Raw genomic sequence first — 26,452 nt, forward strand, 5'->3', positions numbered from 1 at the left:
GGGTACGACACCGGCGCACCGCGCCGGCGGGCGATGCGCCTACAGAGCAACCCCGAGCAACGCGTCGACGGCTGTCGCCACCAGCCGCGGGGCATCGGTGTCGTGACCGCCGTAGGTGAGCGCATCGGTGGCCCACGCGTCCAACGCGGCAAGCGCTTTGGGGGTGTCGAGGTCGTCCGCGAGGTACCGGCGCACCCTGGCGATGACATCGCTGGCTTCGGGTCCCGCCGGCAACGCCGTCGCCTCCCGCCACCGACCCAGCCTGGTCCGGGCGTCGTCGAGCACGGCGTCGGTCCAGAACCGGTCGGTGCGGTAGTGCCCGGCGAACAATCCGAGCCGAATGGCCGACGGTTCCACGCCGTCGGCGCGCAGCCGGGAAGCGAGCACCAGGTTGCCGCGGCTCTTGCTCATCTTGTGGCCGTCCCAGCCGATCATGCCGGCGTGAACGTAGTGCCTGGCGAATCTCCGTTCGCCCGTTGCCGATTCGGCGTGCGCGGCGGAGAACTCGTGGTGCGGGAAGATCAGGTCGCTGCCGCCGCCCTGAACGTCGAGGCCGGTACCGATGCGGGTGAGCGCGATCGCCGCGCACTCCACGTGCCAACCCGGCCGCCCGGGCCCGAACGGTGACGGCCAACTCGGCTCGTCAGGGCGCTCCGCACGCCACAGCAGGGCATCGAGCGGATCGGCCTTGCCCGCCCGGTCGGGGTCACCGCCGCGCTCGCCGAAGAGGCGCAGCATGGTGTCGCGGTCGTAGCCCGACTCGTAGCCGAACTGGACCGTGGCGTCGGCGTGGAAGTAGACGTCCGGGTACTGCGGGTCGTCGACGACGTAGGCGGCGCCCGAGGCGATCAGCTTCTCCACGAGTTCGATGACCTCGTCGATCGCGTCGGTGGCTGCCACATAGTCCTGTGGGGGCAGTACCCGCAGTGCGGACATGTCGTCGCGGAACAGCTGGGTCTCCCTGGCGCCGAGGTCGCGCCAGTCGATGCCGTCGCGCGCGGCTCGCTCGAACAGCGGGTCGTCGACGTCGGTGACGTTCTGCACGTAGTGCACCCGGCGACCGGAGTCCAGCCACTGCCGGTAGACCAGGTCGAACGTCAGGTAGGTGGCGGCATGGCCCAGGTGGGTGGCGTCGTACGGGGTGATGCCGCAGACGTACATCGACGCCGTCTCGCCCGTGGACACCGGACGGACCTGCCGGTCGGCACTGTCGTACAGCCGCAGCTCCGGGCCCCGTCCGGGCAGCTCCGGAATGACGGGCGCCGACCACGATTGCATGGCTCCGACTCTAGAGACGATTTCGGGCTCCTCACGTACGGGGGTGTGCTTGAAGAGGGACACCGGAGCCGCCGATTCCATTCCCGGAGGGGTCCACGTCTAGTAGATCGAGCGGATCCCCTCGAGCAGGATCTCGGCGAACTCGGGCCTGCACATCAGCAGGTCCGGAAGGTACGGGTCGGGACGGTTGTAGAGCAGCGGGGACCCGTCGATGCGCGAGGCGTGCAGGCCCGCGGCAGCCACGACGCCTGCCGGCGCGGCCGAATCCCATTCCCACTGCCCGCCCGCGTGGATGTAGGCGTCGACGTCGCCCCGCACGACGGCCATCGCCTTCGCCCCCGCCGAGCCGATGCCGATCAGCTCGATGTCGAGGACGTCGCGCAGCCACCACAGCACGGTCGGTGGCCGGTTGCGGCTGGTGGCGACGCGGATCGGGCCGGGCCTGCGCGGCGGCGGGCCGGTCACCGTGTCCGTGCGGTAGACCTCGCCGCTGGCGGGCAGTCCGACGACGGCGTCGGTGATGCCGCCGTCGCGGCCGCCGTCCGGTGCGCCGCTGCGCTGCCACAGCGCGATGTGCACGGCCCAGTCCACCCGGCCGGGCATCGAGAACTCACGCGTGCCGTCGACCGGGTCGACGATCCACACCCGGTCGGACCGTAGCCGCGCCGGATCGTCGGCCGCCTCCTCGGACAGGATGGCGTCGGCGGGCCGGGCCGCGCGCAACCGGTCCAGGATGAACGTGTTGGCCCGCCGATCGCCGATGTCGCCGAGTTCGTAGGGATCGTAGAACCCGACTTCCTCGCGAAGGTCCACCAGCATCGCGCCGACGTCCTTCGCCACCTGCGCGGCAAGCGCCGCGTCCGTCACGCCGGCGGTGTCGACTGCGGCGTGGCGGCCGGGGCGCGCACCACCATGGCGACGGCCGGGAAGTAGGCCGCCATCTCCGAGCGCGAGCGACGCAGGGCGGCGGTGCCGAAACCGCGGTGCCGGTGGTCGGGGTGAACCCAGATGCGCACGTTGCACTCGCCGTCGACCAGCTCACCGAAGACCATGCCGACCTTCTGGGAGCCCTCCTCGGCGACGAACCAGACCGCTTCCTCGGCGTGCACGCGGCTGACCGCGGAGCGGATCTCGTCGTCGAGGTTGCCTGCCGGGGCGCCCGACCCGTCACCGCTGGCACCGACGTCCTCGGTGCGCGCCGCGAACACGTCTCGGTCCTGTTCGGGGGAGAACGGACGCAGGGTCAGGCCCTCCCCCGAGCTGGCGGGCCGCTCGGCGAAGGTGAACGTGAGCTGCTTGTTGAGGTCGTCCAATTCCTGGGCGATGCGCCTGCGCGAATCCCGGGTGAGGCGGTCGAACTGCATCGCCATCACCGCCTCGCCGCCCAGCTGCGACGTGCCGAGCAGCTTGGCGATGGCCTCGACCGCTGAGGCCTTGTCGTCTGCCTCGACGATCACGTCGAGCACTTCGTGCCTGAGGTCGAGCGCCTTCTGCAGGGCATCGGTGATCTCGCGGCGGGCGGCGGCCCGGTCATGATCGGTCATGACCGCCAGCGTAGAACACGTAGAGGCGTCGAGAGCGGGGTTGCGCCCGTCAGAAGGCGGGCCACGGGATGGGCCGGTGCCGGTCGGGCGTCGGCATCACCGGATCATCAAGCAGCAGAACGGCTCTGGCGTACAGGGCATCGATCTCGCGGTTGGTGATGTGACCGCTGAGCGCGTCGGCGAGGTCGCCGCACAGTGCGTCGCGGAACGCAGCGACGCGAGCCAGGGTGTCGTCGTCGATCGGCTTGCCCGCCCACCCCCACAGCACGGTGCGCAGTTTGTCGTCGCTGTGCAGGCTCACGCCGTGGTCGACTCCGCGCACGCGTCCGTCGACACCTGCCAGGATGTGGCCGCCCTTGCGGTCGGCGTTGTTGATCAGCACGTCGAACACGGCCATCATTCGCAGTCGCGCGTCGTCGGCGTGCACGAGCGTGACCTCGTCGCCGGCGTAGTCGTAGGCCTGCAGGATGGGTAGGTAGCCCTGCGGGACGCGTCCCGCGGGCACGAGGTCGACGAGATCGGGTCCATCGGGTTCGGCGCCGGAGTCGTCGAGTGCGTCGCCGGGCTGGTCGACCCACTGCTGCACCATGCCCGGCCCCGCCGGTCCCTCGCGAACGAGGGTGTGCGGCACGATCTCCCAGCCCAGCGCATCGGAGACCAGGAAGGCGCCGTACTCGCGGCCCGCGAGCGTCCCGTCCGGGAAGTCCCACAGCGGCGCCTCACCGGCGACCGGCTTGTAGACGCAGTGCGCCTGCCGGTCGTCGAGATGCGCCTCGCACAGGAAGGTCGCATTGCTGGCGGATCGGATGCGTCCGATGACGGTCAGTTCACCGCGACTCAGGACCTCTCCGACCGCTGCGTCAGAAGTCGGGCTCATCGTCGTCGGCACCACCGAAGGCGCCGCGCCGGTAGCCGTTGGTCCGCACGCAGATATGGCCTGCGGGATCGAGGGGTTCATCACACAGCGGGCACGGCGGCCGCCCCGCTGAGATGACGCGGTTGGAACGGTTCGCGAACTCGCGCGCCGACTCGGGGGTGAGGAACACCCGCACGGCGTCGGGGCCGTCCTCGGCGTCGTCGAGGACCACCGAGGCGTCGAACTCGGTATCCGACACAGCGAGCAGTTCGACGACGACCGTCTGCGCCTCGGAGTCCCAGCCCAGGCCCATCGTGCCGACCCTGAACTCCGCATCGACGGGCATGACCAGCGGGCTCAGATCCCCAACCTCGTCGGTCTCGGGTGGGATCGGGGTGCCGAACCGGCGGTTGATCTCGAGCAGCAGCGCGGAGATGCGCTCGGCGAGCACGGCGACCTGCTGCTTCTCCAGCATCACCGACACCACCCGCGCGTCGTGGACCGCCTGCAGGTAGAACGTCCGGTTTCCCGGCTGCCCGACGGTCCCGGCCACGAAGCGGTCGGGTGAGCGGAAGACGTGAATCGAGCGGGTCATGGCCCTTCCAAAATACCGGTATCGGCTGAGCTGCCGTAATTCCCACGGCCGTAGGTCACCCGGTGGAACCGCCGACCACCGCGTCGGAGGCGGCGACGGCGCCCTCCTCGGCAGTCTGCGCGGGCTTGGGCACGAGCGCTGACGTGAGGTCTGCGCCGGTGTGGTTGACGTGCAGGACGAACGGGCGCACGGGGGTATAGCGGATGACGCTCATCGACGCCGGGTCCGCGGTGATGCGCTGGAAGCCGTCGAGGTGCACGCCGAGTGCGTCGGCGAGCACCGCCTTGATCACGTCGCCGTGCGTACAGGCGACCCACAGGGCGTCCCCGCCGTGCTCCTCGCCGAGCCTGCGGTCGTGGTCGCGAATCGCGGCAACCGCCCTGGCCTGCACGTTGGCCAGTCCTTCGCCCTCGGGGAACACCGCGGCGCTGGGCTGCTGCTGCACCACCGCCCACAGCGGCTCCTTGACGAGGTCGCCGATCTTCTGGCCGGTCCACTGTCCGTAGTCGACCTCGACCAGCCGATCGTCGACGACGGGGTTCAGACCCAGGGCGTCGGCGAGCGGTTCGACGGTGCGTTCACAGCGCAGCAGCGGCGAGCGGACGATGGCCTTGACCGGCAGGTCGCCCATCCGGGCGACGACGCCGATGGCCTGTTCGCGGCCCTTGTCGTCGAGGTCGACGCCCTCGGACCGGCCGGCCAGGGTATGGGCGGTGTTGGACGTCGAGCGACCGTGGCGCAGCAGGATGACCGTCATGTCAGGAGGCCGCCAGGACGCCGGTGCCGAGCAGGATGAGGACGACCACTCCGAGCAGCACGCGGTAGGCGACGAACCAGTACATGCCGTGCCGAACCAGGAACTTGAGGAACCAGGCCACCGCGGCGTACCCGACGACGAACGCGATGACGATCGACACCAGTAGCTGCGGGCCGGTGGCGCTCATGCCCTCGGTCACCGGGGCGAACGCGTCGGGCAGCGAGAACAGACCAGAGGCCAGCACCGCCGGGATGGCCAGCAGGAACCCGAAGCGCGCGGCCACCTCTCGGTTCTGGCCGAGGAACAGGCCCGCGCTGATCGTGGCTCCGGACCGCGAGACACCGGGGACCAGCGCCATGCACTGCGCCAGCCCGACGATGACGCTGTCCTTCCACGTCAGCTGTTCGACGGTGCGGTTCTGCTTGCCGTAGTACTCCGCGGCGGCGATGACGGCCGAGAACGCGATGAGTGCGATCGCGACGATCCAGAGGTTGCGCACCCCGCCGCGGATCTGGTCCTTGAAGAGCAGACCCAGTACGCAGATCGGGATGGTGCCGATGATCACCCACCAGCCCAGCCAGTAGTCCGACGTGCGCCGCGCAGAGTCGCGCAGACCGCCGAACCAGGCGATCAGGATGCGGCGGATGTCGCCTGCGAAGTAGACCAGGACGGCCAACTCGGTGCCGAGTTGCGTGACGGCGGTGAACGAGGCACCCGCGTCGTCGTCGAAGAACAGCTGGGACGCGATGGCGAGGTGGCCCGAGGACGACACCGGCAGGAACTCGGTGAGCCCCTGCAGTACGGCCAACACCACCACCTGTAGCCAGGACATGGCCTCGACGATCACGCCGAAGACCGTACCGCGCGGGGTGGATCAGCGATTCGAGCGTGGCACCGGGTGGGCGTCGGCCACGGCGTCGCGCACCGCCGCTGCGAGACTGCGCTCGTCGTCGACGTCGATGTTCGCCAGGCTGCGGGTCGACGTGGCGACCACGTCCTCGGCCTGGGGCACCGGGCCGGCGAGACGGGGCCTGTAGACCTCGATGACCAGCGCGTGACGGTCGACCTGGAATTCGACGTGGAAGCTGAACGACCTGCCGTCACCAACGGCGCCGAAGCCGCTGGCGAACAGCCCCGTCGAGATGTCCTCGATGCGGAATCGCTGGTCCACGGCGGACCGATCCGCGGCGAGGGTCATTGACGCACACTAACGCCGGGGCGCGTACCTGGCAGGCCGGACGCGACCGACCGGTGAACGCCGACTTCCCTACACTCGACCTGCGAGTGACCTCTTATCCGCACGCCTCGAGAGCTACCCTTTGCCTTTTCATCGAAACCTGCGACATCACCTATTTCACGCAGCCGTTGCTGGTGTGACGGTCGTCGCCGTCGGGGCGTGCTCGTCGGATCCCGTCGAGGCCCCGCCGCCGACCATCACCCCGGCTGCCGCAGCCGATTCGCCACCAGCGGCCACACCGCCGGCCGGCGAGGTGCGCCCGATCGACGGGCCCGGCCTGACCAGCTTGTTCGACCAGACGACGGGGAGCCTCGTCGTGCTCACCGGAACCGGCGGCAGCGGTTCGAGGCTGGCGGTGATCCCGACGACGGGTGCGGCTCGCACCGTGACCCTGCCCACGCCCGCGAGTTCGCTGGCCGGTGATGGCGACGGCACCGTCTACGCCGCCGTGCGCGGAGGTTACGTTCGCATCGCGCTGGCTGGAGACGTGGTGACGCCGTTCGAGGTCGAGGGCGCCACCGACGTCGACTTCACGGCGATCACGCGGCGGGGCGACGGGCGGCTCGCGCTCGGCACCGCCGACGGCGCGGTCTACACGCTCGGGTCCGACACCGCCGTGGCCGCGCGCCTGCAGATCTTCGCGCGGGTGGACGGGCTCGCCGCCCAGGGAGACACCGTGGTGGTGCTCGACCGCGGCCAGACGTCGGTGACGACCGTCGATCCCTCCGGTGACGACGCAGGACAGGCGCTGCGGGCAGGTGAGGGCGCCACCACCATCGCCGCCGATTCGGCTGAACGCGTGCTGGTCGCCGACACCCGCGGCGGAGCTCTGCTGGTGTTCGGCGCCGATCCGCTGATCCTTCGGCAGCGCTATCCGGTCGGCGGCGCGCCCTACGGACTGGCGGGTTCGGCGCGGCTGGCGTGGGTTTCGGAGACGGCGACGAACACCGTCGTTGGTTACGATCTCGCCACCGGAATACCAGTGGAGAAGGTGCGTTATTCAACCGTTCGGCAACCGAACTCCCTGGCCTTCGACGAGGAGTCCAACACGTTGTTCGTGGTGTCGGGCTCGGGGGCGGGTGTGCAGGTGATCAAGGAGGCGACGCCATGAGCGGTCGAAGCCAGCGCGGTCGGATGCCCGCGGCGTGGGAGGCCGACCTCTCCGATGACTACGAGTGGATTCCGCTGCGGCTGCCCCCGGACGTGACGCGCGTCTCGGCCTCGACGCGACTGTCGATCGAGGCGGAGTACCGCGGGTGGGAACTCACCCGGGTCCGGCTCTACACCGACGGTAGCCGTCGAGTGCTGTTGCGGCGCAGAAAGACTGCGGCCGATCGGCTCGGCGTCGGCGATCTGCCGGGCAGTTGATGTACCTCCTGCTGCGCCGGGTGTTCTTCCTCGTTCCCCCGGAGCGCATCCACACGTGGGTGTTCGCCATCCTGCGCGGCGTCACCGCGGTCGCACCGCTGCGGCGGGCCCTGGCTCGCTGGCTCGCACCGACGGACCCGTTGCTCGCGTCGACGGTCTTCGGGGTCCGGTTTCCCGGACCGCTGGGGCTGGCTGCCGGCTTCGACAAGGACGGCTCGGGCCTGTCGACGTGGGGCGCACTGGGCTTCGGTTACGCCGAGGTCGGAACCGTCACGGCCCACGCGCAGCCGGGTAATCCGAAGCCGCGGATGTTCCGACTCGCCGACGACCGCGCGCTGCTGAACCGGATGGGGTTCAACAACCACGGTGCAGCGGCGCTCGCCGCGCGTCTGGCTCGGCACCGCGCCGACGTCCCGATCGGGGTCAACATCGGCAAGACCAAGGCCACCCCGGCCGAGGAGGCGGTCGGCGACTACGCCTCCAGCGCCCGGCAGGTCGGCCCCTTGGCGGCGTTCGTGGTCGTCAACGTCAGCTCCCCGAACACCCCCGGCCTGCGCGACCTGCAGGCCGTCGAGTCGCTGCGCCCGATCCTCGCGGCCGTACGGGTTCAGACCGATCGGCCCGTGCTGGTCAAGATCGCGCCAGATTTGTCCGACGCCGACGTGGACGCCGTGGCCGACCTCGCCGTCGAATTGGGACTGGCAGGCATCGTCGCCACCAACACCACGATCTCGCGCGAGGGGTTGCGCACACCCGGCGTCGCCGAGTTGGGGGCCGGTGGCGTATCCGGCGCGCCCGTCGCACGCCGGTCGCTGGAGGTACTGCGCCGTCTGCACGGCCGCGTCGGCGATCGGCTGGTGCTGATCAGCGCGGGCGGCATCGAGACCGCCGACGACGCGTGGGAGCGGATCACCGCGGGGGCGTCACTGGTGCAGGGGTACACCGGTTTCGTCTACGGCGGTGGCCTGTGGGCCAAGCACATTCACGACGGCCTGGCCCGACGGCTCCACGAGGGCGGGTTCGCTTCCCTCGCGGACGCCGTCGGCTCGGCGGCCCGCTAGCTCCCCTGCACCTCGTAGGTGCCGTGGATGACGGCGCGCGCGATGGCGTGGCTGAACAGGTTGAAGCCGAGGTATGCGGGCGTCGACCCCTCGGGCAGGTCGAGCTTCTCGACGTCGACGGCATACACGGCGATGAAGTAGCGGTGCGGTCCGTGTCCGGGTGGCGGCGCCGCGCCGATGAAGCGCTTCAGCCCCGCGTCGTTGCTCAATGTCATTGCGTCACCCGGGAACCCGCTGTGGCTGCCGTCGCCGACGCCTTCGGGCAGTTCGGTGACCGTCGCGGGCAGGTTGGCCACCGCCCAATGCCAGAATCCCGATCCGGTCGGTGCGTCGGGGTCGTACATCGTGACCGCGAAGCTTCGCGTCTCCTCGGGGAAGCCGGACCATGCGAGGTCCGGGGAGACGTCGGAGCCACCGGCCCCCATGATTCCGCTGACCTGCTCGTTCCCGAGCGGTTGGCCGTCGGTGACGGCCTTGCTGGTGAGGGTGAAGGTGGGCAACTTCGGTAGCGCGTCGTACGGCGTGCTCATGTGCGTCCTTTCGAGAACGGTCGGGGTTAGCAGTGCAGCAGGAAGTGGTTGAGGACCTCCGTGCCGAACGTCAGCGACTCGACGGGTACCCGTTCGTCGACGCCGTGGAACAGCGCCGCGAAGTCGAGTTCGGGCGGGAGGCGCAGTGGGATGAAACCGAAGCAGCGGATGCCAAGGCGGGCAAAGTGTTTGGCGTCGGTGCCGCCAGACAGCATGTACGGCACGATGCGGGCGTCGGGATCCACGGTCAGCAGCGAGGCGTTCATCGCGTCGACCAGGTCGCCGTCGAACGAGGTCTCATACGCTGGCAGGTCGGTGATCCACTCGCGGGTGACGTTCGGTCCGATGAGTTCGTCGACGGCGGCCTCGAACTCTCTCGCGTGGCCGGGCAGGATTCGGCAGTCGACCACGGCCTCGGCCGAGCCCGGGATCACGTTGGCCTTGTACCCGGCGTTGAGCATCGTCGGGTTCGCCGAGTCCCGCAGCGTCGCACCGACGATGCGTCCGATCGGGCCCAGCTTGGCGACCACGCCGTCCAGGTCCGGCGAGTCGGGATCGAACGAGTGCCCCGTCTCCTCGCCGACGGCCGCGAGGAACTGCGCGACGGTGTCGGTGAGCACGATCGGGAACTGGTGGCGGCCGAGCCGATCCACGGCGCCGGCGAGGGTGGTGACGGCGTTGTCGTCGTGCACGAACGAACCGTGGCCTGCGCGGCCGCGGGCCACCAGGCGCATCCACCGCATGCCCTTCTCGGCCGTCTCGATCAGGTAGAGACGCTTGTCGCCGCCGTCGCGGTGCGGCACGGTCAACGAGAATCCGCCGACCTCCCCGATCGCCTCGGTGACGCCCTCGAACAGGTCCGGACGGTTCTCGACTAGCCAGCCGCAGCCGTACTTGCCGCCAGCCTCCTCGTCGGCGACGAACGCGAAGACGAGGTCTCGGGGTGGGACGACGCCCGAGCGCTTCAGCTGGCGCGCCACGGCGATCATCATGCCGATCATGTTCTTCATGTCGATCGCGCCGCGACCCCACACGTAACCGCCCTCGACCGCACCGGAGAACGGGTGCACGCTCCAGTCGGCCGCCTCCGCGGGCACGACGTCGAGGTGACCGTGGATCAGCAGCGCTCCCCTGCTCGGGTCAGCGCCACGCAACCGGGTGATGACGTTCCCGCGGCCGGGCGCGCCGGATTCCACGTACTCGGTCTCGTAGCCGACCTCCTCGAGCTGGGCGGCTACCCAGCGGGCGCAGTCCGCCTCGCCCTTGGTGGTCGCCAGCTCACCGGTGTTCGACGTGTCGAAGCGAATCAGCTCGCTGACGAGGCCGACGACCTCGCTGGTGGCTTCCGGGGCGTCTGTCACAGTCCCATTCGTACCATCAACCGGGCGGGCTGGTTTGGGTCCGGGGCGGGTGATCCGTTAGCCTTAGGCGCTCTTGTCCGAGTGGCGGAATGGCAGACGCGCTAGCTTGAGGTGCTAGTGCCCTATTAACGGGCGTGGGGGTTCAAGTCCCCCCTCGGACACACTTTTGAACCACCGGCTCGTGCTGTGCGCGAAGGCGACCACGTCGCGCGCCGCCCGGTCGAACAGATCAGGCACTGCCGCTGCGGCCAGCAGCTCCCCGGCGTGACCGACGCCGTTGTACACGTGGCCCGACGCCTGGACGCCTGCCTTCTGCAGCGCGCGCAGATACGCAAGGCCTTCGTCGCGCAGCGGGTCGAGTTCGTCGGTTGTGATGACGTGCGGCGGTAGTCCCACGAGGTCTTCGGCGGTCGCGAAATACGGCCACGCGAGCGGGTCGGTCCCATGGCGTCCTTCTGGGTCGTAGAGCGCCGCCATCAACGTCATGACGCTGGGGCCGATGAAGTACCCCTCGTTCTCGACCAGCGACGGCAGCGCCGGGTCGGGATCGTCGTATCCGCCGAAGATGAACGGCACCTGCGCGTAGACGCCGTCGATGCGGTCGAGCCGGTTCTCCCGCTTCGCCTTCAACGCCGTGGCCAGCGACAGGTTGCCGCCGCCGGATTCACCGGTGACCACGATGGTCGAGATCCCCAACTCGTCGCGGCGGTCGTGCATCCAGTCCAGCGCACTGGCGCAGTCGTTCAGGCCCGCGGGGAACGGGTGCGGACCGAGCGCACCGCCTGCGTTGCGGAACTCCACCCCGACCACGACGCATCCGCGGCCTGCCAGCTGCCTGCGCCAGGCGGCGGCGGTGTCGGCCTGCAGTATCGCCATGCCGCCGCCGTGCAGGTGCAGCAGGCCGGGCAGCCGACCCTGGGTGCCGGACGGCCGGTCGACGTAGAGGGTGATCTGGTTGCCGTCGACACCGGTGATGGTCTCGACGCGGGTGTCCACGCCGTCTGGGTCCGGCACGGCGGACAGCAAGGCCGCGAAGACGCCGGTGAACGCCTGCTCGGCCGCCAAGGCAGCCGCGAGCAGGTCGTCGAGCGGCGATCCCCGGTGAACGGGCAGATCCGCAGCGGTGACGTCGAGCCCGAACGGCGCGAACAGCGCGAGCATCCGCGGATCGGAGCGGGGGTCGGTGCGCAGCTCGAGCGTTGGGTCGCCGAGCCGGCCCGGCAGTGTGACGGTGGCGGAATTGATCATGGGGGCGAAGCTACTCCGCGTCGCCCTACTACCACGGGGGTCCGACGAGAACGGCTGTGTCACAGCCACTTCGGCTCGGGTTATCCACAGTGCCGCATTCATCCCCAGATCAGCCTTGGGGGCTAGCGGGTTGGCCAGCGAGCGAGAAGAATCAAACATGTGTTCGACGAATTCGAGGGCCTCGACGACGGGGCGCTGCTCGCGGTGATGGGTGAATCGCTGCACGCCGAACGCGCCGCTGTCGCCCGCCGCTTGGTTGCGGCCGGGGTGTTCGCCGCCCGCCACGAAGCCGGGCCCGGCTCCGAAACCGAGCGGTGGTGCGTCGAGGACTTCGATGCCGCCGCCGCCCAAGTCGGCGCCGAACTCGGCGTCAGCCGCTTCCGCGCCGGAGCCGACATGTCCCGCGGCCTCACCCTGGTCCAGCGGCTACCCCGGCTGGCCCAGCGGTTCCTGGCCGGCGAGGTGGATCTGCGGGTCATCGCGACCATCGACACCCGCACCACCCTGGTGCGGGACCCGGGTGTCCTCGCCGAGTTGGACGCCAGGCTGGCCGAGGCCGCACCCCGCTGGAACGCCCTGTCCCAGGCGAAGCTCACCGAGGTCGTGGACTGGCTGGTCGTCGAACTCGACCCCGAGGCCAAACGGGTCGCCCGCGACCGGCTCGACGACCGCCACGTCGAGATCACCCCGGGCGAGCACGGTCTCAGCGAGATCCACGGCCGCCTCAGCGCGACCGACGGGGCCGCGTTGGACAAGCGCCTCGACGCGATCGCCGCCACGGTATGCCGCGACGACCCCCGCACCACCGCTCAACGCCGCGTCGACGGACTCGTGGCCCTGTCGGAACGTCGCGAGACCCTGGACTGCCGGTGCGGGCAGAACCAGTGCCCCGCTGCCGGTGAGACCGCTGCCGCTGGAACCAGCGCGCCGACGCAGGTGATCGTGCACGTCCTCGCCGAACAGTCCACCATCGACGGCACCGGCGACACCCCGGCCTACCTGCCCGGGCACGGCCCCGTGCCCGCCGCCACGGTCCGCGAACTCGTCGACACCGGCCGCGCCACGACCCGGCCGCTGATCGTTCCGAGCCCTGACACCCCCGCCGAACCCGGCTACCGGCCCTCCCGCGCACTGCGCGCGTTCCTGATGTTCCGCGACCTCACCTGCCGCTTCCCCGGCTGCAGCCACCCGGCCGAGAAGTGCGACTACGACCACACCGTCCCCTGGCCCCAGGGCCGCACCCACCCGTCGGATCTCAAGGCGTACTGCCGTCACCATCACCTGCTCAAGACGTTCTGGGGCGGCCCCCGCGGATGGAACGACGTCCAACACCCCGACGGCACCATCGAATTCACCTCACCCAGCGGCCGCCGCTACACCACCACCCCACTCGGTGCGTCGTTCTTCCCGCACCTGGCCACCCCCACCGGCGACCACCAACCCCGCGGCGCACCCCCACCCGACACCCCCGCCAAGACATGGGCGATGCCACTACGACGACGCACCCGCGCCGCCGACAAAGCCGCACGCATCGCCCACGAACGCGCGATCAACCGCGCCAATGGCGACGCCAACCCGCCGCCGTTCTGATGCGCACGCTGCGCTCGTCGGCCCCCCGCGATACCGTTCTGAGTAGCGGTCGGGGGGCCGCGCACAGGGGGTGGGGACATGATTCGAATGGCAACCGGGATCGGCTGTTTGGCTGCGACTGGGGCGGCACTGGCGGTCACGCTGGCGCCTCCTGCGGCAGCCGACCCGATCGAGTACGTGATGTTCCTCGACGACGAGGGCGTGTACTACGAGTCGATGACCGACGTCATCGACCTCGGCAAGTTCACCTGCCGCATGTTGCGCTCGGGCGCAGCCGTACCCGCCGCACTGAACAACGTTGCCGATGCGGGGTATGCGCCGTTCGAGACCGGGATCATCGTCTACGCCGCCGGGCTGAAGATGTGCCCCGACGTGCTACCGGTGATCGAGTCGTGGGCGCAGGACGGCACCGGCGCCTCTGCCGTCAGCCACTACTGACCTCAATACACGTCCCGCACATACCGTTTCGTCGCGACCAGTTCGCGCTTGTAGTCGCGCGCCGCGTCCTCGGACAGGCCGCCGTGGCGGCGGATGATGGCGGTCAGGGTGTCGTCGACGTCCTTGGCCATCCGGGTCGCGTCGCCGCACACGTAGAAGTGCGCACCGTCCTCGAGCCAGCGCCACACGTCCGCGCCGTAGTCGGCCATCTTGTGCTGCACGTACACCCGCTCGGGTTGATCGCGGGAGAACGCCAGATCCAGCCGGTTCAGCAGGCCGTCGCGCACCATGTCCTCGAGATCGTCGCGGTAGTAGAAGTTCTGCGCACGGTGCTGGTCACCGAAGAACAACCAGTTGCGGCCGGTATGGCCCAACGCGCGCCGCTCCTGCAGGAATCCCCGGAACGGCGCGATGCCAGTGCCCGGGCCGACCATGATCATCGGCGTCGCTCCGTCCTCGGGCGGACGGAAGTGCGGCGACGGCTGCAGGAAGATCTCGGCGTGCGACGCCCGGTCGGCCAGGAACGTCGACGACACGCCGCCCCGCTCCCCGCCGCGGGGACTGCGATACCTCACTACCGAGACGGTCAGCTGCACCTCGCGCGGACTCACCAGCGGGCTCGATGCGATCGAATACGACCGCGGCGTCAGCCGGACCAGGGCGTCCAGCCACTCGGCCGGTTCGGCGCGCACGCCGAACTCCTCCACCACGTCGAGTCCGTTGCGGCCCGTCAGCCACGCATCGCGGGCAGGGCCGGACTTCCCCAGCGTCTTCGCGGCCGCCTTGTCGCCGCACCGCTGCGCGACGAACGACAACAGGTTCGGCGTCACCCGGCTCACGTCGAAAGACGACGTCAGGGCCTCGCGTAGGTCGACGTCGGCGCCGTCGACGTGCACGGTCTCGGTGCCGGCCAGCCCCGTGGCCGACAGCCACGCATCGACGACGACGGGCGCATTGGTCGCGAAGACGCCGAGCGCGTCACCGACCGAGTACGTCACGTCGTGCTCGGACAGATCGAACCCGAACTGCCTGACCTCCTTGGCCGCCGTGCGAGGCGTCAGCAGTACGTTGCGGGCCAACCGAACCCGGAGCGGCCGGTTGCGCGTGAACGGTGCGGCGACGGGTGCCGAACGCGGCGGTGCGGCCGCTGCGGCTGCACCGTCACCGCCCAGCGCGTCGGCCAGGCGGTCGGTCCACTGCGCCATCGGCTCGTCGTCGTAGGCCTCGCACTCGGCCCGGTCGACGAGCTGGGTCGCACCCAGATCGGTGAATCTGCGGTCCAATGCCTTGGCGTAACCGCAGAAGTCGTCATACGACCGGTCCCCGATGCCAAGCACCGCGAACCGCACGCCGTCGAGCGCCGGAGCGTCCGGCCCCTCGAGCCGGTCCCAGAACTGCGCGCCGTTGTCGGGCGGTCCCCCGTCACCGAACGTGCTCGTCACGATGACCACGTCACGGCGCTCGGTCAGATCCGCGACCGTCGCGTCGTTCATGGCGACGAGCCGCGACCCACCGAGCCGATCGGCCACCGTCGCGGCGAACCCCTCGGCGTTGCCGGTCTGCGATGCCCATAGCACCAGGGGTCCGTCGGTCTGCTCGTCGGCGGTGTCCGCCGCTCTGGAGTACCGCCCGGCGAGCAGGCCGTCGACCCACAGCCGCACGGTGGAGCGGACAGGTGCCATCGCGGGCAGTACCGGGACGCCGGTGACGGTCTCCTCGAGACCACTGAAGAACCCTGCGAGATAAAGCTTCTCGGCATCGTCGAGAGCGGGCGCGGAGGCAGGCAGCCCCGGCACGCCGTCCGACGCGACGGCCGCAAGCCGCACCGCGCACACCTTGAACTCCGGCTGCAGCGACATCGGGTCGACGGCGTCGTTGGTCAGCGCGTTGATCGTGAGGTCTTCGCCGTGCGCGTCGTTCCAGTGGAACGGCACGAAGCAGTTCCCCGGCCGCACCCGGTCGGTGACGACCGCGGGCAGCACGGCCCTGCCGCGACGTGACGTCAGCTCGACCCGGCCACCGTCGACGATGCCGAGCGCTCCGGCATCCTCGGGATGCACCTCGACGAACGGGCCGCCGTTGAGCCGGTTCAACTTCTCGACCTTGCCGGTCTTCGTCATCGTGTGCCACTGATGCTGCAGGCGGCCGGTGTTCAGCACCAGCGGGAACTCGGCGTCGGGCAGCTCGGCGGCGTCGACGTGCGGGCGCGGCAGGAACACCGCGCGTCGGGACGGCGTCGCGAACGCCAACCGGGGCCGACGCCCATCGGCGTCGACGAACTCGTCCTGGCTCACCCCGTCGTTGAGGTAGCGGATCGGGTTGCGGTCCGGCGACTCCGGCGCCACCGGCCACTGCAGCGGCGTCTCGCGCAGACGCTCGTAGCTCGCGCCACGCAGGTCCCAGCCCGTCCTCAGATTGGTGAATCGGCGGATCTCGGCGAAGATCTCCTCGCTCGACTTGTAGTCGAAGTCGTCGCCGAACCCGAGGTGCTCGGCGACGCGGCAGATCAGCTCCCAGTCGGGAATCGTCTGCCCCGGCGCCGGGATGGACTGCGACAGCAGGGTGAGGTTGCGTTCGGAGTTGACCATCACCGCATCGGACTCGGCCCACAGCGTCGCGGGCAGCACGATGTCGGCGTACGCGTTGGTGGCGGTGTCGCGGTAGGCGTCCTGGGTGATCACAAGCTCGGCATTTTGCAGCCCCGCGATGGTGGTCGACCGATTCGGCATCGTGGCAACGGGATTCGTGCAGATGATCCAGCATGCCTTGATCTCGCCTGAGGCGAGCCGTTCGAACATGTCGACCGCGCCGGGACCGAACTCGGTCCTGATCGTGTCGGGCGGCAAGCCCCACTGCTCTTCGACGAACGCCCGGTCCTCGGCCGAGGTGACCGCACGCTGTCCGGGCAGGCCTGGGCCCATGTAGCCCATCTCGCGCCCACCCATCGCGTTGGGCTGGCCGGTCAGCGACATGGGGCCGGTCCCAGGCCTGCAGATGGCACCGGTGGCCAGGTGCAGGTTGCAGATCGTGTTCGTGTTCCAGGTGCCGTGGGTGCTCTGGTTCAGCCCCACCGCCCAGCAGGTCATCCAGTCCCCCGCCTCGGCGATCATCGAGGCGGCCGTGCGGATGTCCGCCTCGGCCAGACCCGTGATCTCGGCGACGGTGGCCGGCGGATAGTCCGCGAGGAACGCGGGCATCGCGTCCCAGCCCTCGGTGTGCGCGGCGATGAAGTCTTCGTCGATGTCGCCATTGGTGACCAGCAGGTGCAGGATGCCGTTCAGCAGAGCCAGATCCGTGCCCGGCTTGATCGGCAGGAAGAGGTCCGCCTTGTCGGCGGTCGCGGTGCGGCGCGGGTCGACCACGATGAGCTTGGCGCCTGCCTTGAGCCGGTCGGCCATGCGCAGGTACAGGATTGGGTGGCAGTCGGCCATGTTGGAGCCGATGACGAAGAACAGGTTCGTGACGTCGAAGTCGATGTAGGACCCCGGCGGGCCGTCGGATCCGAGGGACTGCTTGTATCCGGTTCCGGCGCTGGCCATGCACAGCCTGGAGTTCGACTCCATGTACTTGGTGCGCAGGAAGCCCTTGGCGAGCTTGGTCGCCAGATACTGGGACTCCAGCGACATCTGACCCGACACGTACAGTGCGACGGCGTCGGGACCGTGTTCGTCGACGATGGCGCGCAGGCGACGACCTGCCTCGGCGACCGCGTCGTCGACGGCCACGGTGGTCAGCTCGTCGTCGCGCGAATCCCGTACCAGCGCGGTGGTCAGCCGTCCCTCGTCCGCCCGCATCAGCTCGGCGTGGGTGGCGCCCTTGGTGCACAGCCTGCCGAAATTGGTGGGGTGCAACCGGTCTCCGGAGACCCGTGCGATCACCGGCGCGCCCGTAGCGGGATCGGCGCGGGTCTCCACCGAGATCCCGCAGCCGACCCCGCAATACGAGCAGGCGGTCCGAGTCGTCTGGGTCACCCCGCCCCCACCGGTGCCGCCGCCCGTCCGACGTTCTCGCCGGTGACGGCCTGCACCGACTTCATCCGCAGGAAGACGAACCAGGTGACGATGGCGCAGACGACGTAGAACCCCAGGAAGACCCAGAAGGCGCTCGTCGCGGACTTGTCCGCGCCGGTGTAGGACACTCGCAGCGAGACGTTGATGAACACGCCGCCCAGCGCCCCGACTGCTCCGGCGAACCCGATCAGCGCGCCCGACATGCGGCGCGACCAGGCTGCCTTCTCCTCGGCGCTCCAGCCGTCCTTGTCCTGCGCCTTGGCTTCGAAGATCGACGGAATCATCTTGTAGGTCGAGCCGTTGCCAAGGCCCGAGAGCACGAACAAGATGATGAATCCCACGACGTAGCCGGTCATTTGGGCACCGGTCGGGGCACCCGCGGCGCCGTCGTCCATGGTTCCGGTGCCGACCAGGATGCCCGCGGCGAAGATCATCGCCACGAACGTGTACAGCGTGATCTTGCCGCCGCCGATCCGGTCGGCCAGCTTGCCGCCGAACGGGCGCGAGATGGAGCCGAGCAGCGGCCCGAGGAACGAGATCTGCGCGGCGTGCAGCGCTGCCTGCGCGGGAGTGTCGCCGCCGGCCAGGTAGTTGATCTGCAGCACCTGCCCGAACGCGAACGAGAAGCCGATGAACGACCCGAACGTGCCGATGTAGAGGAAGCTCATCACCCAGGAGTGCTTGTAGCGCAGCGCTTCTGCGAGTGCGCCGAGATTCGACTTCTGGTTGCGCAGGTTGTCCATGAAGAACGCCGAGCCCAGTGCCGCGAGGGCGATCAGCACGAGGTAGATGGCACACACCAGCTCGGGCGCGGTGTTGCCGACCGTGGCGATTACCAGCAGGCCGATCAGCTGGATGACGGGCACGCCGATGTTCCCACCACCGGCGTTCAGACCGAGCGCCCAGCCCTTGAGCCGCTGCGGGTAGAAGGCATTGATGTTGGTCATCGACGACGCGAAGTTGCCGCCACCGAAGCCGGCGAATGCCGCGATCACCATGAACGTGGTGTACGAGGTGCCGGGGTGCTGCATCGCCCACAGCGTGAGCAGCGTGGGGATCAGCAGCAGGAGGGCGCTGACGATCGTCCAGTTCCTGCCGCCGAACTTCGCGGGCGCCACGGTGTACGGAATGCGCATGAAGGCGCCGACGAGAGTTGGCATCGCAACGAGGTAGAACTTGCCGGCGGCGTCGATGCCGTACACGTCCTGCGGCATGAACAGCACCATCACCGACCAGATGGACCAGATCGAGAACCCGACGTGCTCGGCGACGATCGACCAGATCAGGTTGCGCTTCGCGATCTCGTCATTGCCACCGTTCCACGCCTCGACGTCCTCGGCGTCCCAGTGTTCGATGTCACGGTCACGATTGAGCGTCGTCATGGCGATAGTTCTATGGCCAGGCCATGCCGTATCCGTTGCGCCTCCGTGACCGTCATGTCAAGACTGGCTCACACGTCGACTCGTGGGCGAGGTGCGCAACGGTATTCATGGGCGCATCGCGCAGGAAACGAACCCGAAACAATGGCCGCCTATTGGTTAGTCATGACCGACGGAAGCACCCCACGATTCCTGCAGGGCGCCTTCGAATTCGAGGGCAAGGGCCTCGACGAACCGGTTCCGATCGACGGGACGCTGCGTTACGTGGTGCCCGCGGGGGCGGTGTCTCAACCCGTCTACTTCCGCGGCGGCAACTCGTGCGACGAGATGGTCAGCGTCGTCCTGCTCCGCGACGGTGCACCGATGCGCTACTTCCCGATTGCGGCCAAGGGTGCGACGCACGTCGCGCTGCGGGTGGTCGAAGACCTGCTCGGCGACACGGTGCTCGAGTTGGCCATCGCTGCGCCTGCCGACTGCGCGGGCACCGTCGTCGTCGACCTGGGGCTGGTGGAGGTCTGATGCGCAGGCTCGTCGTGGTCGGCAACGGCATGGCAGGCATCCGCGCCATCGAAGAAGTCCTCGCCAGGGGCGGCGGTGAGACGTTCGAGATCACCGTCTTCGGTGACGAGCCCTACGGCAACTACAACCGAATCCTGCTGTCGAACGTCCTCGCCGGCAGCGACGATCCCGCCGAGATCTACCTCAACGCGCTGGACTGGTACTCCGACAACCGGATCGACCTGCGGGCCGGGGTTCGCGTGGTGCGCGTCGACACCTTCGCCCACCTCGTCCACGCCGACGATGGCACCAGCATGCGGTACGACAAGCTCATCCTCGCCACCGGCAGCCGATCGTTCTTCCCCCCGATGAAGGGGCTGTGGGCCGACGACAAGACCCTCGCCGACGGGGTGTACGGGTTCCGGACCCTCGACGACACGTCGGCGATGATCGCCGAGGCAGGCATGCGGACCAAGGCCGTCGTCATCGGCGGCGGCCTGCTCGGGCTGGAGGCCGCGCGGGGCCTGCAGAACCGGGGGCTGACCGTCGACGTGGTGCACGCCGGGCCGGTGCTGATGAACGCCCAGCTCGACGACCTGGCGGGTGCGATCCTGCGAAAGTCGGTGGAGAGCCTCGGAATCGGCGTGCACACGAACATGCGCACCACCGAGGTGTTCGTCGACGACGGGCGCCTCACGGGCATCGCGTTCGCCGACGGGACGCGCCTGGACTGCGACATGCTCGTCATCGCCGCGGGCATCCGACCCAACGTGGGTCTTGCGCAACGGGCAGGGCTGACCGTCGAGCGAGCCATCGTCACCGACGACCACATGCGATCAGTCGACGACGACGACGTCTACGTCGTCGGCGAGTGCGCCCAGCACCGCGGCCAGGTCTACGGCCTGGTCGCTCCGCTGTGGGAGCAGGCCAAGGTGCTCGCCGACCACCTCACCGGCAGTGATCCGGCCGCCGCCTATCACGGCTCCCGCGTCGCGACCAAGCTGAAGGTGGCCGGCGTCGACGTCGCGTCGATGGGGATCAAGGCGCCAGAGCACGACGACGACGAGTTCGTGCAGTACTCCGAACCCAGGCACGGCGTGTACAAGACGATCGTCATCCGCGACGGGAAGCTGGTGGGCGCAACGCTCGTCGGCGACGTCAGCAAGGTGTCGTTCCTGACCCAGGCGTTCGACAGCGGCCTCCCGCTCCCCGACGAGCGGGTGTCGCTGATGTTCGACATCGGCACCCCCGACCTCGGGGTGGGCGTGGCCGAACTGGCCGACGACGCCCAGGTGTGCAACTGCAATGGCGTCTCCAAGGGCGACCTCGTCGGCTGCGTGCGCGGCGGTGTGACGTCCGTGAGCGGCGTGATGGCGAAGACCAGGGCGGGCAAGGGCTGCGGGTCCTGCAAGGAGTTGGTCGGCCAGGTCGTCGAGTGGGCCGCCGATGGATCGGTCACCGAGGATCCGTCGGCGTCGTGGTACGTGCCCGCGATCCCGTACGACAAGCCGACCCTGATGAAGCACGTCCGGGAACTCCAACTGCATTCGGTGTCATCGGTCTTCGCCGCACTGGCACCCGACGGCAAGCCCGACGCCGGTTCCAAGATGGCGCTGGCCTCAATGCTCGACATGATGTGGGCCGACGAGTTCGTCGACGAACGCGATGCCCGGTTCATCAACGACCGCGTGCACGGCAACATCCAGCGCGACGGCACCTTCTCGGTGGTGCCGCAGATGAAGGGCGGCGTCACCGACTCGGCGCAGCTGCGCAAGATCGCCGACGTCGCCGACAAGTACGAGATCCCCATGATCAAGCTGACCGGCGGCCAGCGGATCGACTTGCTGGGCATCCGCAAGGAGGACCTGCCCGCGGTGTGGGCGGACCTGGACATGCCCTCGGGCTACGCCTATGGCAAGAGCTTCCGCACCGTGAAGACCTGTGTCGGGAGCGATTTCTGCCGATTCGGCGTCGGCGACTCGACGGCGTTGGGCATCGCGATCGAGGAGCGCTACCAGGGTCTGGCCAGCCCCGCGAAGATGAAGCTGGCCGTCACCGGATGCCCGCGCAACTGCGCCGAGGCGCTGTGCAAGGACCTCGGCGTCGTCGCGATCGACGGCGGGCGCTGGGAGATGTACGTCGGCGGGGCGGCCGGCGCCCACATCCGCAAGGGCGACCTGCTGGCCACCGTCGACTCACCCGAGGAGGTGATGACGCTGACCGGCAGGTTCCTGCAGTACTACCGCGAGAACGCCAACTGGCTCGAGCGGACGTACGCGTTCGTGCCCCGCATCGGCATCGAACGGCTGCGGGAGATCGTGGTCGACGATGCCGACGGGCTGGCCGAGCAACTCGAGGCCAACATGGCGAAGTCCGTTGCGGCCTACCGCGATCCGTGGCTGGACGGTAGGGAGCCGGCGACCGAGGGTCAGTTCAGGACGTCGTTGCCGTTGTTGCCGCTGCCCCAGGTTCCGGTTCGATGACTACGCAAGTCGCGGTCGGCCACGTCGACGAGATCCCCGTCGGGGAGGGCCGGACGTTCGCGGTCGGCGGCGAGCAGATCGCCGTGTACCGGATGCGGGACGGCTCGGTTCGCGCCTTGAGCGCGGTGTGTCCGCACCGCGGAGGTCCGCTCGCCGACGGGTTGATCGACGATCAGGTCGTCGTCTGCCCTCTGCACGGGCTGAACTACGACCTCGAGACGGGACGCGAGGTCACGGGCAACGGACCCGGCGTGTGCACGCACGAGGCGACGGTCGACGACACCGGGGCGGTTCGCGTCGCGCTCGACTGCGGCCGGGACTAGGACATGTCCGCGTAGCGGCTGCGGATCAGGCTGAAGACGCCGTAAGCCGCGATGCCCAACGCGGCGAGGACGAGGAGGATCCTGCCGAACGGCGCGGTGCCGAGCGTCTTGACCGCGGCGTCGATGCCCGAGGCCTTGGCGGGATCGGACGTCACCGTCGCGACGATGACCAGGATGCCTGCGCCTGCGAGGACGAGGCCCTTGGCGACGTAGCCGATGATGCCTGCCGGCGTGACGATCGATCCCCGCGAGCGCGTCAGGTCCTTCTCGAAGCGCTTGGTGGCGCCCTTGTAGACGTGGTAGCCGCCGACGCCGATCAGGACGAGCGCGACGATGATGAGAAGACCCTTGCCCCACGTGGATTGCATGAGCGCAGCGCTCATGCCGGAGTTCTGCTGGCCGCTCGACTGGCCGCTGCCGGAGGCGAACCGCGCGGCGGATACGGCGAGCGCGATGTTCACCACGCCGACGGCAACGGCCTTCACCTTGTCCTTGACGTCCTCCTCTGCAACCGCCTCCGCGATGTGCCACAGGCCGAGTGCCGCGAGACCGATGGCCGCGAGCCACAGCATGATCGCACCGCCGGTCTGGCTGCCCAGCGCGGCGAGAGCGCCGGATTGGTCCGCGTTTCCTGCGCTGCCGAACGCCAGCCTCAGCACGATCCAGGCGAGGAGCAGGTGCAGGACGCCGCTGGCGATGAAGCCTGCCCGCGCCGCACGTTCGAACCACTGATTGTCGGCAGCATTCGCTACAGCGCCCTTGGTGTCGGTCATGCCGGCGTGTACCCCGGTTGATCATGGGCGCAAACCAGTTATTGACGCGAACGTGGGCCCCCCTTTCGGGAGGCCCACGGCCGTGTCATGCGTTTCGCGTAAAGCGTTCCTAGCTGTCGCCGCCGCCGTCCGAACCGCCGTCGGAGCCACCGCTGTCACCGCCGGAACCGCTGCCGGAGTCGCTCGACGCCTCTCCCGCGGTGCCCTTGGTGTCGGAGTCGTTCGAGCCACCGCCGGTGTTCGAGGACCCGCCGGCCTTGGTGTTCGGTGACACCTTGTTGCCGTCGGTGGTGTCCGTCGCGCCGCCCGCTCCGGTGCTGCCGGTGCTGGATCCGCCCGTACCCGTGCCGCTCGTGCCCGTGCCCGTGCCGCCGGTCTCCGAGCCGCCCGTGTCGGAGCCACTCGTATCGGTGCCGGTGTCGGTGCCGGTGTCGGTGCCGGTGTCGGTGTCGGTGCCCGAGTCCGTGTCGGTGGTGTCGGTCGCCGTCTCGTCGGCAACCGGCGCCTCCTCGACGTCCTCGGCCGGTGTGGACGCGACGCGTGCTGTGATCAGCGTGTCGCCGCCCAACTCCTCGACGGGGGGTGCCGGAGGTGCCGGCGGCGTCGTGGGCCCGGTGATGATGCCGACGGCGTCACCGACCGCATCCTCGAGCGTGTTGCCGACCTGACCCACCGTCTGCACGACCGTGTTGCCTGCGCCGCCGATCGCGCCGATGGCCTGGTTGCCCGCCTGGCCGAAGCCGTTGAGGGCCAGGTTGCCCGCCTGCCCGATACCGCCGACCAGCACGTTGCCTGCCGTACCGACGCCCTGCAGCGACGTGTTGATCGCCGAGCCGATGGTGTTCACGACCGTTTGGATGGCCGCGAAGTAGCTCAACGGGTTCAGCGGGTTGGCGAGGATCGCACCGAGCGCGGCGCCGCCGCCGGCGAGTAGCGTATTGCCGACCGCGCCGATGGTTTGGATGGCCGTGTTGCCCAGTGCGCCAACGGTTGCCAGGCCGATCAGGCCCAGGCCGCCGATGGTGGCGACCGTGGTGACGCCCGCCGCGCCGAGACCACCGATGAGTTGGCCACCTGCCGTGCCGAACCCGACGATGCCCTGGGTGACCGCCGTGCCCGCGCCCTGCAGCAGGACGTCGACGGCCGACCCGATGTCGCCCGGGGTGAGGGCGAGCGTCGAGACGTCACCCGGTGCCGCGAGTGCGGCCAACTGCACGTTCTGCATGACCGGCTGGCCGGTGATGAGACCGAACGCGGTGCCCAGCGCGTTGCCGAGCGTCCCGATCACACCTCCCGTGGTGGCGAGGACGGTGTTGCCGATTCCGCCGACGGTCGAGATCAGCGTGTTGCCAATGGTTCCGATCGTGCCGATGGTGGCGGCGCCCGCGTTGCCGAGGGTCGCGACCAGGGTGGAGCCGGCCAGACCGAGGGTGCCGAGCAGCGTTCCGCCGGTGACGCCCAGGCCGGTTACCAGCAGGTTGCCCGTGGCACCCGCACCGAGGAAGCCCTGGTTGACCGCGGTTCCGACGCCGCTCACCAGCGTGTTGAGCGCGGTGGCGTAGCTGCCCGGGTTCAGCGGGTTGGACAGAATGGTGCCCAGCGCTCCCAGCAACGTGCCCGACAGCGTGTTGCCGACGGCGCCGATGGTTTGAATAGCCGAGTTGCCTACCGCGCCAACGGTATTGATGAACGCGTTGCCGGTGGCACCGAGGCCGCCGATGGTCTGAATGCCTGCCGCGCCGAGACCGCCGATGAGGCCCGCGCCGGCACCGCCGAATCCGGCCAGCGCCTGTACGCCAACCGCACCGATGCCTCCGACGAGCTGGGTTCCGACCGCTCCGATCCCGAGGAATGCGTCGTTGATGGCAGTCGCCGCTCCGGCCGCGAGCACGCCGATCGCAGCCAGGATGTCACCTGGCGCCAGCGAGGCGAGCGCTGCGAGAGCGGCACCGCCGACGAGTTCGTTGCCGATTGCCCCGATGGTCGCGAGCGTGGTGTTGCCGATGGCGCCGAGGGTGGCCAGCGCCTGCTGACCCGCCACGCCCAGACCTGCGATCCCGCCGGTGATCGCCGCGCCGCCGCCCGTGAGCAGCAGTGCCAGCGCTGCCGGGTAGGCCGCCGGGTTCAGCGGATTCGAGGCGATCGTCGCGAGAGCGCCGACCCCCGTGGCACTCAGTGCATTGCCCAATCCGCCGACCGTGGCGATCACGGTGTTGCCGATGCCGCCGATCCCCTGGATGGCCTGGTTGCCCACGGTCCCGACGCCGTTGACCAGTTCGGTGAGGGCGGTCGCAAGGCCGGTCGGCGTGTAGTCCGCGTAGACCGACGAAATGTGCTCTGCCTTGATGGTCAGATCCGGCGCAGGCGGCGCGATCGGACTGAGTGCGATAGCTGTTGCTCCGACCAGCGCAATGCCGGCCGAGAGGGGTGAACGGAGAGCAAGTTGCATGGCAACCCCCTAATTAGAACCAACTCGATTAGCAAAAGTTACCTGACTGCAACGTCGATAACTAGGCATTTGCAATCAGACCTTTCGGACGCTTTGAGAGCGCTCAAGATCGTTTGCCAGAGTTTGCTGCGGCCCCTATTGCCGTTCGCTTGAATTGCGATCTGCTGGCAACTTCATGGCCTTTGCGCGAGAAACATCACGGTGGTGATTCAGCACACGATCGGCTGCCGCGCGCGATCCAGGTCACTGGTGTCGCTGACGGAAGCGGAGATTCGTTCTGAGCACGGACTCTACGGCCATGACGAGTTAGCCAGGCAGCGGATGACGACGGCAAGGTACCCATCGTTGGCAACTACTCATGCCGTCGCCTGCGCAGCCGTCGCATGCCGTCCGGCGCACAAAGAGCGCCGTCAGGACAGTTCGCTGACCTGCTCCCACGCTCACTTCCGCCCGCCCAGGCTTGGCGGATACACCGGAGTGTCGCCCGGGCGGGCCGTCGATCGGGCGTCCGCCGCCCCGCAGCGCCCGGGAGGAACGACCCCCGTTTCGGTGCGTCGCGCCTACTCACGCCACGACTTCGAGCAGCTGCCGCGCGTCCGCCGAAACCCAGGTCCTGCGCCTGGCCAGCAGATCGGACGTTTAGCCTCCCGCGAAGCGGTTACACCGCCGCGCCA

The 26,452-nt window shown here is 69.2% G+C and carries 23 protein-coding genes and 1 tRNA gene; 9 read left to right on the plus strand and 15 right to left on the minus strand.

Going from position 1 to position 26,452, the window contains the following annotated elements:
* Positions 1-39: 39 nt before the first annotated feature.
* The 8 genes from mshC to LOK44_RS02880 form a co-directional block, all read right to left on the minus strand.
* Positions 40-1,278, minus strand: coding sequence for a cysteine--1-D-myo-inosityl 2-amino-2-deoxy-alpha-D-glucopyranoside ligase (gene mshC, locus LOK44_RS02845; protein ID WP_237568551.1), 1,239 nt, complete (start codon positions 1,276-1,278; stop codon positions 40-42).
* Positions 1,279-1,377: 99 nt separating this feature from the next.
* Positions 1,378-2,097 carry a 3'(2'),5'-bisphosphate nucleotidase CysQ gene (locus tag LOK44_RS02850; protein ID WP_237568947.1) on the minus strand — a complete coding sequence of 240 codons (720 nt, stop codon included), beginning with the start codon at positions 2,095-2,097 and terminating at the stop codon, positions 1,378-1,380.
* 44 nt (positions 2,098-2,141) lie between these two features.
* Positions 2,142-2,822, minus strand: coding sequence for a GNAT family N-acetyltransferase (locus LOK44_RS02855; protein ID WP_237568552.1), 681 nt, complete (start codon positions 2,820-2,822; stop codon positions 2,142-2,144).
* A gap of 49 nt (positions 2,823-2,871) precedes the next feature.
* Complete coding sequence (locus LOK44_RS02860; protein WP_237568553.1) at positions 2,872-3,699, minus strand: Rv2133c family protein; 828 nt, start codon at positions 3,697-3,699, stop codon at positions 2,872-2,874.
* Positions 3,683-4,273, minus strand: a complete 591-nt coding sequence (locus LOK44_RS02865; protein WP_237568554.1) for an Rv2134c family protein — start codon at positions 4,271-4,273, stop codon at positions 3,683-3,685. The genes LOK44_RS02860 and LOK44_RS02865 overlap by 17 nt, the downstream gene beginning before the upstream one ends.
* Positions 4,274-4,328: 55 nt before the next feature.
* Positions 4,329-5,030, minus strand: coding sequence for a histidine phosphatase family protein (locus LOK44_RS02870; RefSeq protein ID WP_237568555.1), 702 nt, complete (start codon positions 5,028-5,030; stop codon positions 4,329-4,331).
* Position 5,031: 1 nt separating this feature from the next.
* Complete coding sequence (locus LOK44_RS02875) at positions 5,032-5,862, minus strand: undecaprenyl-diphosphate phosphatase (RefSeq protein WP_237568948.1); 831 nt, start codon at positions 5,860-5,862, stop codon at positions 5,032-5,034.
* 42 nt (positions 5,863-5,904) lie between these two features.
* On the minus strand, positions 5,905-6,228 hold the full coding sequence (locus LOK44_RS02880; protein ID WP_237568556.1) for a hypothetical protein: 324 nt from the start codon (positions 6,226-6,228) through the stop codon (positions 5,905-5,907).
* Positions 6,229-6,349: 121 nt separating this feature from the next.
* On the opposite strand from LOK44_RS02880, the gene LOK44_RS02885 reads away from it, so the two are divergent.
* From LOK44_RS02885 to LOK44_RS02895, 3 genes are read left to right on the plus strand one after another with little or no spacing between them, the layout of a single operon-like run.
* Entirely contained in the window at positions 6,350-7,378 is a 1,029-nt protein-coding gene (locus LOK44_RS02885) for a YncE family protein (protein WP_372481158.1), read from the plus strand.
* Entirely contained in the window at positions 7,375-7,635 is a 261-nt protein-coding gene (locus LOK44_RS02890; protein WP_237568557.1) for a DUF5703 family protein, read from the plus strand. Before LOK44_RS02885 ends, LOK44_RS02890 begins: the two co-directional genes overlap by 4 nt.
* Positions 7,635-8,696 (plus strand): quinone-dependent dihydroorotate dehydrogenase, encoded by a 1,062-nt coding sequence (locus tag LOK44_RS02895; RefSeq protein ID WP_237568558.1) that lies wholly within the window; start codon positions 7,635-7,637, stop codon positions 8,694-8,696. Before LOK44_RS02890 ends, LOK44_RS02895 begins: the two co-directional genes overlap by 1 nt.
* Here the strand turns inward: LOK44_RS02895 and LOK44_RS02900 are convergent.
* Together LOK44_RS02900 and LOK44_RS02905 are read right to left on the minus strand one after the other, a co-directional pair.
* Entirely contained in the window at positions 8,693-9,226 is a 534-nt protein-coding gene (locus LOK44_RS02900; RefSeq protein ID WP_237568559.1) for a YbhB/YbcL family Raf kinase inhibitor-like protein, read from the minus strand. The genes LOK44_RS02895 and LOK44_RS02900 overlap by 4 nt on opposite strands.
* Before the next feature lie 26 nt (positions 9,227-9,252).
* Positions 9,253-10,587, minus strand: a complete 1,335-nt coding sequence (locus LOK44_RS02905; RefSeq protein WP_237568560.1) for a M20/M25/M40 family metallo-hydrolase — start codon at positions 10,585-10,587, stop codon at positions 9,253-9,255.
* Positions 10,588-10,662: 75 nt separating this feature from the next.
* Between LOK44_RS02905 and LOK44_RS02910 the strand changes: the two genes are divergently transcribed.
* Positions 10,663-10,748: transfer RNA gene (locus tag LOK44_RS02910), tRNA-Leu, on the plus strand.
* Here LOK44_RS02910 and LOK44_RS02915 read toward each other — a convergent pair.
* Positions 10,702-11,994, minus strand: coding sequence for an alpha/beta hydrolase fold domain-containing protein (locus LOK44_RS02915; RefSeq protein WP_308192714.1), 1,293 nt, complete (start codon positions 11,992-11,994; stop codon positions 10,702-10,704). The genes LOK44_RS02910 and LOK44_RS02915 overlap by 47 nt on opposite strands.
* Here LOK44_RS02915 and LOK44_RS02920 point away from each other — a divergent pair, their 5' ends adjacent.
* Both LOK44_RS02920 and LOK44_RS02925 read left to right on the plus strand, forming a co-directional pair.
* A complete protein-coding gene (locus LOK44_RS02920) occupies positions 11,995-13,425 on the plus strand; it encodes an HNH endonuclease signature motif containing protein (protein ID WP_237568561.1) in 1,431 nt (476 codons plus the stop codon).
* 78 nt (positions 13,426-13,503) lie between these two features.
* Positions 13,504-13,863 carry a DUF732 domain-containing protein gene (locus LOK44_RS02925; protein ID WP_237568562.1) on the plus strand — a complete coding sequence of 120 codons (360 nt, stop codon included), beginning with the start codon at positions 13,504-13,506 and terminating at the stop codon, positions 13,861-13,863.
* A 2-nt stretch (positions 13,864-13,865) separates the two neighbouring features.
* On the opposite strand, the gene LOK44_RS02930 is transcribed toward LOK44_RS02925, so the two are convergent.
* Positions 13,866-17,834 (minus strand): bifunctional nitrate reductase/sulfite reductase flavoprotein subunit alpha, encoded by a 3,969-nt coding sequence (locus LOK44_RS02930; protein WP_237568563.1) that lies wholly within the window; start codon positions 17,832-17,834, stop codon positions 13,866-13,868.
* A complete protein-coding gene (locus tag LOK44_RS02935) occupies positions 17,831-19,255 on the minus strand; it encodes a nitrate/nitrite transporter (protein ID WP_237568564.1) in 1,425 nt (474 codons plus the stop codon). Before LOK44_RS02935 ends, LOK44_RS02930 begins: the two co-directional genes overlap by 4 nt.
* Before the next feature lie 162 nt (positions 19,256-19,417).
* Here LOK44_RS02935 and LOK44_RS02940 point away from each other — a divergent pair, with 162 nt between their 5' ends.
* From LOK44_RS02940 to LOK44_RS02950, 3 genes are read left to right on the plus strand one after another with little or no spacing between them, the layout of a single operon-like run.
* A complete protein-coding gene (locus LOK44_RS02940) occupies positions 19,418-19,771 on the plus strand; it encodes a molybdopterin oxidoreductase (RefSeq protein ID WP_237568565.1) in 354 nt (117 codons plus the stop codon).
* Entirely contained in the window at positions 19,771-22,233 is a 2,463-nt protein-coding gene (nirB, locus tag LOK44_RS02945; RefSeq protein ID WP_237568566.1) for a nitrite reductase large subunit NirB, read from the plus strand. Before LOK44_RS02940 ends, nirB begins: the two co-directional genes overlap by 1 nt.
* Positions 22,230-22,556, plus strand: coding sequence for a Rieske (2Fe-2S) protein (locus LOK44_RS02950; protein WP_237568567.1), 327 nt, complete (start codon positions 22,230-22,232; stop codon positions 22,554-22,556). The genes nirB and LOK44_RS02950 overlap by 4 nt, the downstream gene beginning before the upstream one ends.
* Here the strand turns inward: LOK44_RS02950 and LOK44_RS02955 are convergent.
* The gene (locus tag LOK44_RS02955; protein WP_237568568.1) at positions 22,553-23,329 is read right to left on the minus strand and encodes a DUF1206 domain-containing protein; all 777 of its coding nucleotides are present in this window, start codon (positions 23,327-23,329) and stop codon (positions 22,553-22,555) included. The genes LOK44_RS02950 and LOK44_RS02955 overlap by 4 nt on opposite strands.
* A 109-nt stretch (positions 23,330-23,438) precedes the next feature.
* The gene (locus tag LOK44_RS02960; protein WP_237568569.1) at positions 23,439-25,778 is read right to left on the minus strand and encodes a beta strand repeat-containing protein; all 2,340 of its coding nucleotides are present in this window, start codon (positions 25,776-25,778) and stop codon (positions 23,439-23,441) included.
* Positions 25,779-26,452: the final 674 nt, after the last annotated feature.

This window comes from Mycolicibacterium lacusdiani (assembly GCF_021916785.1).
Classification (GTDB): Bacteria; Actinomycetota; Actinomycetes; order Mycobacteriales; family Mycobacteriaceae; genus Mycobacterium; species Mycobacterium lacusdiani.